This window comes from Pseudomonas sp. SDO5532_S415 (assembly GCF_054071155.1).
Window position 1 is genome coordinate 1 of sequence record NZ_JBSVWS010000203.1, and the last position, 9243, is coordinate 9243.

At 61.8% G+C, this 9243-nt stretch carries 8 protein-coding genes; 3 read left to right on the forward strand and 5 right to left on the reverse strand.

Annotated features, from left to right (window positions below; translation table 11 throughout):
- Window positions 1-111 precede the first annotated feature (111 nt).
- Genes lpdA through ACW9HW_RS26840 form a run of 4 tightly spaced genes read right to left on the reverse strand, consistent with a single transcriptional unit; the run spans window position 112 to window position 5068 of the window.
- Window positions 112-1494 (reverse strand): dihydrolipoyl dehydrogenase, encoded by a 1383-nt coding sequence (gene lpdA, locus ACW9HW_RS26825; RefSeq protein WP_457402318.1) that lies wholly within the window; start codon window positions 1492-1494, stop codon window positions 112-114.
- A 3-nt stretch (window positions 1495-1497) separates the two neighbouring features.
- A complete protein-coding gene (locus ACW9HW_RS26830; RefSeq protein WP_095195046.1) occupies window positions 1498-2772 on the reverse strand; it encodes a dihydrolipoamide acetyltransferase family protein in 1275 nt (424 codons plus the stop codon).
- Window positions 2773-3831 (reverse strand): alpha-ketoacid dehydrogenase subunit beta, encoded by a 1059-nt coding sequence (locus ACW9HW_RS26835; RefSeq protein WP_160107946.1) that lies wholly within the window; start codon window positions 3829-3831, stop codon window positions 2773-2775. It lies immediately after the preceding gene.
- Window position 3832: 1 nt separating this feature from the next.
- The gene (locus ACW9HW_RS26840) at window positions 3833-5068 is read right to left on the reverse strand and encodes a 3-methyl-2-oxobutanoate dehydrogenase (2-methylpropanoyl-transferring) subunit alpha (protein WP_095195044.1); all 1236 of its coding nucleotides are present in this window, start codon (window positions 5066-5068) and stop codon (window positions 3833-3835) included.
- A gap of 185 nt (window positions 5069-5253) precedes the next feature.
- Between ACW9HW_RS26840 and bkdR the strand changes: the two genes are divergently transcribed.
- The gene (gene bkdR, locus ACW9HW_RS26845) at window positions 5254-5742 is read left to right on the forward strand and encodes a Bkd operon transcriptional regulator BkdR (RefSeq protein ID WP_008059350.1); all 489 of its coding nucleotides are present in this window, start codon (window positions 5254-5256) and stop codon (window positions 5740-5742) included.
- Between the two features lie 107 nt (window positions 5743-5849).
- Here the strand turns inward: bkdR and ACW9HW_RS26850 are convergent, their stop codons facing one another.
- Window positions 5850-6713, reverse strand: a complete 864-nt coding sequence (locus ACW9HW_RS26850) for an MBL fold metallo-hydrolase (protein ID WP_095195043.1) — start codon at window positions 6711-6713, stop codon at window positions 5850-5852.
- Window positions 6714-6875: 162 nt separating this feature from the next.
- Here ACW9HW_RS26850 and ACW9HW_RS26855 point away from each other — a divergent pair, with 162 nt between their 5' ends.
- Both ACW9HW_RS26855 and ACW9HW_RS26860 read left to right on the forward strand, forming a co-directional pair.
- Window positions 6876-7682, forward strand: a complete 807-nt coding sequence (locus tag ACW9HW_RS26855) for a sulfite exporter TauE/SafE family protein (RefSeq protein ID WP_095195042.1) — start codon at window positions 6876-6878, stop codon at window positions 7680-7682.
- Window positions 7683-7988: 306 nt separating this feature from the next.
- Entirely contained in the window at window positions 7989-9173 is a 1185-nt protein-coding gene (locus ACW9HW_RS26860) for a porin (protein ID WP_457402322.1), read from the forward strand.
- Window positions 9174-9243: the final 70 nt, after the last annotated feature.

Genomic DNA, 9243 nt, shown 5'->3' on the forward strand with positions numbered 1-9243 from the left:
AGAATTCGCGAGCAGGCTCGCTCCCACAGGGTTATGTGAACGCCATAAATCCAATGTGGGAGCGAGCCTGCTCGCGAAGAGGCCAGCACTGCCGCCGTCAATTGTTCTGAATCACAGGTGCAGTGCGTGGCCAAGTGCTCGCAACGCCGCTTCCTGCACCGCCTCGCCGAGCGTCGGATGCGCATGGATGGTGCCGCCGATGTCTTCCAGCCGTGCGCCCATTTCCAGGCTTTGCGCAAACGCCGTCGACAGTTCGGACACCCCGACGCCCACCGCCTGCCAGCCGACAATCACGTGATTGTCGCGACGGGCGACTACGCGCACGAAGCCGCTTTTCGATTCCAGGGTCATCGCCCGGCCATTGGCGGCGAACGGGAAGCTGGAAACGATGCAGTCCCAGCCGGCCGCCTTGGCCTCGTCCGGGGTCTTGCCGACCACCACCAGTTCCGGGTCGGTGAAGCACACGGCGGCGATGGCGGTGGGGTTGAACTCGCGGGTTTTGCCGCTGATCAGTTCGGCCACCATCTCGCCCTGGGCCATGGCCCGGTGAGCGAGCATCGGTTCACCGCTCAGGTCACCGATGGCATACACGTTGCGCATGCTGGTCTGGCAGCGGTTGTCGATCTTGATCGACGAGCCGTTCATGTCCAGGTTCAGTGCTTCGAGGTTCCAACCCTGGGTGTTCGGCTTGCGGCCCACGGCCACCAGCACCTGATCGGTTTCCAGGTTCAGGGTGTCACCGTTCGGATCCAGTACCTGCAAGGTATTCGCTGTTGAATCAAAGCCTTGCACGCTGTGCTTCAAGTAAAGCTTCACGCCGAGTTTCTTCAGCTCATCGTGTACCGGCTGGGTCAGTTCGGCGTCGTAGGCCGGCAGGATGCGCTCCTGAGCCTCGACCACGCTGACCTCGGCCCCGAGTTTGCGGTAGGCAATGCCCAATTCCAGACCGATGTAGCCGCCACCGACCACGACCAGCCGCTTCGGCACGGCCGTCGGCGCCAGGGCTTCGGTGGAGGAGATGATCGGCCCGCCAATCGGCAGCATCGGCAGGTTCACGCTTTTGGAGCCGGTGGCCAGCACCAGGTGTTCGCACTGAATGCGGGTGTCGCCGACGTCGACGGTTTTACCGTCGACCACTTTGGCCCAGCCTTGCACGACCTGGACCTTGTTCTTTTTCAGCAGCGCCGCGACGCCGGTGGTCAGGCGATCGACGATGCCGTCCTTCCACTCGACGCTTTTACCGATATCCAGCGTCGGCGCGGACACGTTGATGCCCAGCGCCGAATGCTGGCTGTGATGTTGCGTCTGATGGAACTGCTCGGCGACGTGAATCAGTGCCTTGGATGGAATGCAGCCAATGTTCAGGCAGGTGCCGCCCAACGATTCGCCTTCTACCAGAATGGTCGCAATACCCAACTGACCGGCACGGATTGCCGTCACATAACCGCCAGGGCCGCCGCCGATGATCAGCAGTGTGGTGTGCAGAGTTTGCATGTCTTACTCCATAAACAGCGTGGCGGGTTGTTCGAGCAGGCCGCGGATGGCCTGGATGAAGAGCGCCGCGTCCATGCCGTCGACCACGCGGTGATCGAAGGAGCTGGAGAGGTTCATCATCTTGCGGACCACGATCTGGCCTTTGATCACCATCGGCCGTTCGACGATCTTGTTCACGCCGACAATCGCCACTTCCGGCAGGTTCAGCACCGGGGTGCTGACGATGCCGCCCAACGCGCCGAGGCTGGTCAGGGTAATGCTCGAGCCGGACAGTTCATCGCGGCTGGCCTTGCCGTTGCGCGCGGCGGTGGCCAAACGGGCGATTTCCGCTGCGCTGTCCCACAGGCTGCGGGCTTCGGCGTGACGCACCACCGGCACCATCAGGCCGATGTCGGCCTGGGTGGCGATGCCCACATGCACCGCGCCGAGGCGGGTGATGACTTGGGCTTCGTCGTCATAGCGGGCATTGATCTGCGGGAAATCGCGCAGGGCGACGACCATGGCGCGGACCAGGAACGGCAACAAGGTCAGCTTGCCGCGGGTCGCGCCGTGTTTTTCGTTGAGGTGCGCGCGCAGCTCTTCCACGGCCGTCACGTCGATTTCCTCGACATAACTGAAGTGGGCGGCGCGTTGCGTGGCGTCCTGCATGCGCTGGGCAATCTTGCGGCGCATGCCGATCACCGGGATCTGCTCTTCGTCGTTACGCTGGGCGTAAGCGCTGCTGACGGACGATGCATTCGACTGACCCTGAGCCAGATAGGCATCCAGGTCTTCGTGCAACACGCGACCCGCCGGGCCGCTGCCACGGACCAGGCGCAGTTGAATGCCGAGGTCGAGTGCATGCTTGCGTACCGCCGGGGAGGCCAGCGGACGCTCATCGGCTTCGCGAGCGACCATGGGGCCCTGGCAAACGGCTGCCGGACGAGGTGCGACGGGAGCCGGTTTGCTTTCCACGACGGGTTCGGCTTTCGGCGCCGCCGCAGGTGCTTCTTTAACGGCAGCCGCTGGCGCAGCCGATTCCTTAACGTTGCCCGCGCCTTCGACTTCAATGCTGATCAGCACACTGCCAACCGCCATGACTTCGCCCGGCTGTCCGCCGAGGGCGATGACTTTGCCATGCACCGGCGACGGAATATCCACCATTGCCTTGTCGGTCATGACATCGGCCAGCACCTGATCTTCGACGACCATGTCGCCGACTTTCACGTGCCACTGAGACAGTTCAACTTCTGCGATGCCTTCGCCGATGTCCGGCATCTTGATAACGTGCGTGCCCATTCAGACCTCCATGACCCGTTTCAACGCCGCGCCCACACGGGACGGCCCTGGGAAATACGCCCACTCTTGCGCGTGCGGGTAGGGGGTGTCCCAACCGGTGACGCGTTCGATCGGCGCTTCCAGGTGGTGGAAGCAGTGCTCTTGTACCAACGCCGCCAGTTCGGCGCCGAAACCGCAGGTGCGAGTCGCTTCGTGAACGATCACGCAGCGCCCGGTTTTCTTCACCGACTTGGTGATGGTTTCCAGGTCCAGCGGCCACAGGCTGCGCAGGTCGATGACTTCGGCATCCACGCCGCTTTCTTCAGCGGCGACTTGCGACACGTAGACGGTGGTGCCGTAGGTCAGCACGGTGACGTCCTTGCCCGGGCGGGCGATGGCGGCGACGTCCAGCGGCACGGTGTAGTAACCGTCCGGAACCTGTGCGGCGGGGTGTTTCGACCAAGGGGTCACCGGGCGTTCGTGGTGGCCGTCGAACGGGCCGTTGTACAGGCGTTTGGGCTCCAGGAAAATCACCGGGTCATCGTTTTCGATGGAGGCGATCAACAGGCCCTTGGCATCGTAAGGGTTGGACGGCATGACGGTACGCAGGCCGCACACCTGAGTGAACAGCGCCTCGATGCTCTGGCTGTGAGTCTGGCCGCCGTAGATGCCGCCGCCGCATGGCATGCGCAAGGTCAACGGTGCGGTGAATTCGCCGGCCGAGCGATAACGCAGGCGCGCGGCTTCGGAAATGATCTGGTCGTAGGCCGGGTACACATAGTCAGCGAACTGGATTTCCACCACCGGGCGCAGACCGTAGGCGCCCATGCCCACGGCGGTGCCAACGATCCCGCTTTCAGAAATCGGCGCGTCGAATACCCGCGAAGTGCCGTACTTGGTCTGCAGGCCTTCGGTGCAACGGAAGACGCCGCCGAAGTAACCGACGTCCTGGCCAAACACCACGACGTCTTCGTCGCGCTCAAGCATCACATCCATGGCCGAGCGCAGGGCCTGGATCATGGTCATGGTGGTCGTGGTCATGGCGGTTTCCAGCTGGATATTGTTGTTGTGATCGTTCATGTCAGATCCCCAGCTCTTGACGCTGGCGCTTCAAGTGCTCCGGCATCTCTTTGTAGACATCTTCGAACATGGTCGCGGCGCTTGGAATCTGGCCGCCGGCGAGGGTGCCGTACTGTTCGGCCTGTTTCTGCGCGGCGATCACTTCAGCTTCCAGCTCGGCGCTGACGGCGGTGTGTTCCTCTTCGGACCAGTGGCCGACCTTGATCAGGTGCTGCTTGAGGCGCGCAATCGGATCGCCCAACGGGAAGTGGCTCCAGTCGTCGGCCGGACGGTATTTGGATGGATCATCGGACGTCGAGTGCGGGCCGGCGCGGTAGGTGACCCATTCGATCATGGTCGGGCCGAGGTTGCGGCGGGCGCGTTCGGCGGCCCAGGCGGAAGCGGCGTAGACCGCGTAGAAATCGTTGCCGTCGACCCGCAGGGAGGCAATGCCGCAACCGACGCCGCGACCGGCGAAGGTGGTGGCTTCACCGCCGGCAATGGCCTGGAAAGTCGAGATGGCCCACTGGTTGTTGACTACATTGAGGATCACCGGCGCGCGGTACACGTGGGCGAAGGTCAGGGCGGTGTGGAAATCCGACTCGGCGGTGGCGCCGTCGCCGATCCATGCCGAAGCGATTTTGGTGTCGCCCTTGATCGCCGAAGCCATGCCCCAGCCGACGGCCTGGACGAATTGGGTGGCGAGGTTGCCGGAAATGGTGAAGAAACCGGCCTCTTTCACCGAGTACATGATCGGCAACTGGCGTCCCTTGAGCGGATCGCGCTCGTTGGACAGCAGTTGGCAGATCAGGTCGACCAGCGGTACGTCGCGGGCCATCAGGATGCTTTGCTGTCGGTAGGTCGGGAAGCACATGTCGTCGATGTTCAACGCCAGGGCCTGGGCGCTGCCGATGGCTTCTTCGCCGAGGCTTTGCATGTAGAACGACATTTTCTTCTGACGCTGGGCGACGACCATGCGGTTGTCGTAGATCCGCGTCTTGAGCATGGCGCGCATGCCCTTGCGCAGGATCTCCACCGGTACGCCTTCGGCCCACGGACCCAGGGCATTGCCCTGATCGTCGAGCACGCGAATCAGGCCGCGGGCCAGATCGGCCGTGTCGGAGGGTTCAACGTCGATTGGGGGTTTGCGCACCGTACCGGCATCGGTCAGATGCAGGTAGGAGAAGTCGGTTTTACAGCCGGGGCGGCCCGAGGGTTCCGGGACGTGCAGGCGCAGCGGTTCGTACGCTTGGTTCATGGCTTCTACGCTCGATCTTGTGAATTTCTTGTAGTGAGCTGACAGATTTCGTTCGGTAAAAGAAATCTTGTCCTACAACAATCATAGGCCCGGCCAAGAAGAATATTTCTCTCTGTTTCGTTGCGCTAAAGATCATTTGCAGATAAAAAATCTGCATAAACATAAAAAATAGGTGGTTTTGTCTCATGCGCAAACTGGACCGTACCGATATCGGCATTCTCAACAGCCTTCAGGAGAACGCACGCATCACCAACGCTGACCTGGCGCGCTCGGTCAACCTGTCGCCGACGCCGTGTTTCAACCGGGTCAAGGCGATGGAAGAATTGGGCCTGATTCGCGAGCAAGTAACCCTGCTCGATGCCGACCTGCTGGGGCTTCACGTCAATGTGTTCATTCACGTCAGCCTGGAAAAACAGGTGGAGGAGGCGTTGCAGCATTTCGAGGAGGCGATTTCCGATCGTCCGGAAGTGATGGAGTGCTACCTGATGGCCGGCGACCCGGACTACCTGATCCGGGTGCTGGTGCCGACGATCCAGTCGCTGGAGCGCTTCATGATGGACTTCCTCACCAAAGTCCCCGGCGTCGCCAATATCCGTTCGAGCTTTGCGCTCAAGCAGGTGCGCTACAAGACGGCGCTGCCGTTGCCGGCGAATGGATTGACGCTGGGCACCTGAAATCCCCCCAAACCCTGTGGGAGCGAGCCTGCTCGCGATTGGGTCATCAGATTCAACATCAATGTTGACTGACAGTCCGCTTTCGCGAGCAGGCTCGCTCCCACAGGTCAGAATTTATTCAGCGGGATCTTGAGGTAGGTCACGCCGTTGTCTTCGGCTGGCGGCAGATTCCCCGCCCGCACATTGACCTGGATCGCCGGCAGCAGCAGCGTCGGCATGCCCAATCCTGCATCGCGCCGGGTACGCATGGCGACAAAGGCGGCCTGGTCGATACCGTCGCGCACATGGATGTTGCCTTTGCGTTGTTCACCCACCGTGGTCATGCAGCGTGGTTCGCGGCCTTCAGGCGGATAGTCGTGGCAGACGTAGAGGCGCACGCCGGCAGGGAAGGCCAGCAACTTGTGGATCGAGGTGAACATCTGGTGGGCATCGCCACCGGGAAAGTCGCAGCGCGCGGTGCCCACGTCCGGCATGAACAGTGTGTCGCCGACCAGGATCACATCGCCGTCGATCAAGTAGGCCATGTCCGCCGGAGTATGGCCGGGGACATGCAGGGCCGTGGCCTTGAGGTTGCCGATACGGAATGACTCGTCGGGGGCGAACAGGTGATCGAATTGCGAACCATCGATGCAGAATTGCGGCTCGAGATTGAACAGGCTCTTGAACACGTTCTGCACCTTGCAGATCGACTGGCCGATGGCGATCTTGCCGCCCAGTTCCCGGCGCAGGTACGGCGCGGCGGAGAGGTGGTCGGCGTGGGCGTGGGTTTCCAGCAGCCATTGCACCTGCAAGTGGTGCTCGCGCACGAACGCGATGATCCGGTCGGCCTGCACGGTGGCGGTACGCCCGGCAGCGCCGTCGTAATCGAGCACAGGATCGACGATTGCGCATTGCCCGCCGTCGGCTTCGTAGATTACGTAACTGTAGGTGGAGGAGGCGGGGTCAAAAAAAGCTTCAATCAGGGCGGACATGGGGGTGATTTCTTAGTGGAGTCGCCATGAGGTTAGTTTCATTTTCCCCGCGTTGACCAGCCCCGCTTCAATTCAATTGATGAAAAAAGTTGTGCGGGCTCTATCCTGTCACTCAATCGATACCGGGCGTTCCCGGCCTTTGTCATGGATTACGAGCGTTCTATGTTGCTGGCGAGTTTTTTTGGTGTGGTCATGGGGTTGGTGCTGGGTTTGACCGGGGCGGGCGGCGGCATTCTTGCCGTACCGGCGCTGGTGCTTGGCCTGGGTTGGAGCATGACCACGGCGGCGCCCGTCGCGCTGTTTGCCGTAGGCAGCGCGGCGGCGGTCGGTGCCATCGATGGTCTGCGGCACGGGCTGGTGCGATATCGCGCGGCGTTGCTGATCGCGGCGCTCGGCGCGGTGTTTTCGCCGGTGGGCATCTACTTCGCCCATCAGTTGCCGGAAAAAATCCTGATGACCCTGTTCAGCCTGCTGATGATCATGGTGGCCGCGCGGATGTTGCGCCGTGAGCGCAAGGACGAGGGGCCGAGCGATCATGGCCATGCCAACTGGGGCCAGAAGAACTGCATGCTCGACCAGCACACCGGACGCTTTTCCTGGACCGCCAAATGCACCACGACCCTCGCGGCTCTCGGCGCGGTGACCGGCGTGGTCTCGGGGCTGCTGGGCGTGGGTGGCGGCTTTCTGATTGTGCCGGCCTTCAAGCAGCTGACCGATGTGCAGATGCGCGGAATCATCGCCACCTCGCTGATGGTGATCAGTCTGATTTCGGCCATCGGCGTGATTGGCGCGTTGCATGCCGGGGTGCGCATCGACGGTCTGGGCGTGGCGTTCATCGTCGCCAGCATCATCGGCATGCTCATCGGTCGAAAACTCTGCGCCCGGGTGCCGGCGCGGGGGTTGCAGGTGGGGTTTGCCAGTGTTTGCCTGATCGTCGCTGCCTATATGCTGATGAACGCAGCGCACTAAACCGGATATTTGCCCTCCTGTAGGAGCGAGCATGCTCGCGATGGGCGACAACGATAACGCTGGGTACCTGATGCCCCGCAGTGTTCTCGAGTGCATCGCGAGCAAGCTCGCTCCTACAGGTACATCCGCCGACGGGCTTACATCCTTGGTGCCGCGCCTCGCCGACAGGCGGTCGTACGCCCTAACTATCGCTCGCCACCGGCCATTCCAAAGCACCTGAATACCGCCCCCAAGGCAGCGTATGGCGCCGCCTGTCAGCTTTCGATAATCGCCTCCGACATCTCGTCCCCCGTCGCGGAGCGCGCCATGCACAACAATAAGAACTTCACGCATCGTTTTTTGCCTGCCTTGATCGCCAGCCTGTCCTCCCTTGGCCTGAGTTCCATGGCTGAAGCCGAGATCATGCTGTATGACAAGGACCAGACCACGTTCTCCACCGACGGCTACATCAATGCCTTCTATGTGAACAGTGATGTCGACCGTGACGGCGAGCAGTACGACCGTCGCCAGTCGCGGGTGAAAATGGGTTTTCTGCCCAACTACCTGGGCTTTAACATGGGCAAGCAGGTCGATGATCTCAAGCTCGGCGCACGCGCCTCGTTCTGGGTGACGATCAACGACAGCGAAACCAACGGCACCGACACCGCCATCGATGTGCGGCAGTTCTACGGCACCGTGGCCAATCCGCAGTGGGGCGAAGTATTGATCGGCAAGGATTTCGGCCTGTTTGCCCGCTCCAACATCCTGCTCGACGAACTGCTCGCCGGGTACGGCCAGGTCAGCGATACCTTGGGGCTGGTGGATGGCGGCGGGGTGTCGTTCGGCAACATCGGCACCGGTTATCCGTACCCGTTCCCGACCTCGCAGATCACCTACCGCACCCCGGTGATGGACGGCTTGCGGGTGGCCGTGGGCATCATGGACCCGGTGGACACCAACGACAGCAGCCCGACGGGCAAGGCCTACCAGGAAAACCCGCGCACCGAGAGCGAGATCACTTACCAGTTCGACCTCGCCGGCGCGAAAATCTACAGCTGGGTCAACGGCAGCTACCAGACCTCGGACAATACCGATTCCACCGTCGACACCGTCACGTCCAAAGGCGTCGGCTATGGCGTGCAGGCGAAAATGGGGGGCTTGTCGCTGACCGGCTCAGGTTTCCAGGCCAAGGGCATCAACCCTTTTTTCACCAACAATGCGGGCGAGCCGACCCTGCGTAACGTCGACAGCGATGGCTACCTGTTGCAGGGCTCCTACAAGCTGGGCAAGAACCGCCTGGCACTGTCTTACGGCAAGACCAAAGACGATGGCAACGGCGCGGTCGGCAGCGGCGCGGACTATGAAACCCGTGGCATCGCGCTGTTCCATGACGTCAATGACAACCTGAAACTGGTGGCCGAGTACAACCAGTTCGAAATCAACGGTCACGACACCAACGACCAGAACGAAGACACCGATACCTTTGCGGTGGGGGCGGTGTTGACCTGGTAAGCGGCGCCGTAAATCCCTTTGTGGGAGCGAGCCTGCTCGCGAAGGTGTGTCAGTTGGCACCTATGTAACT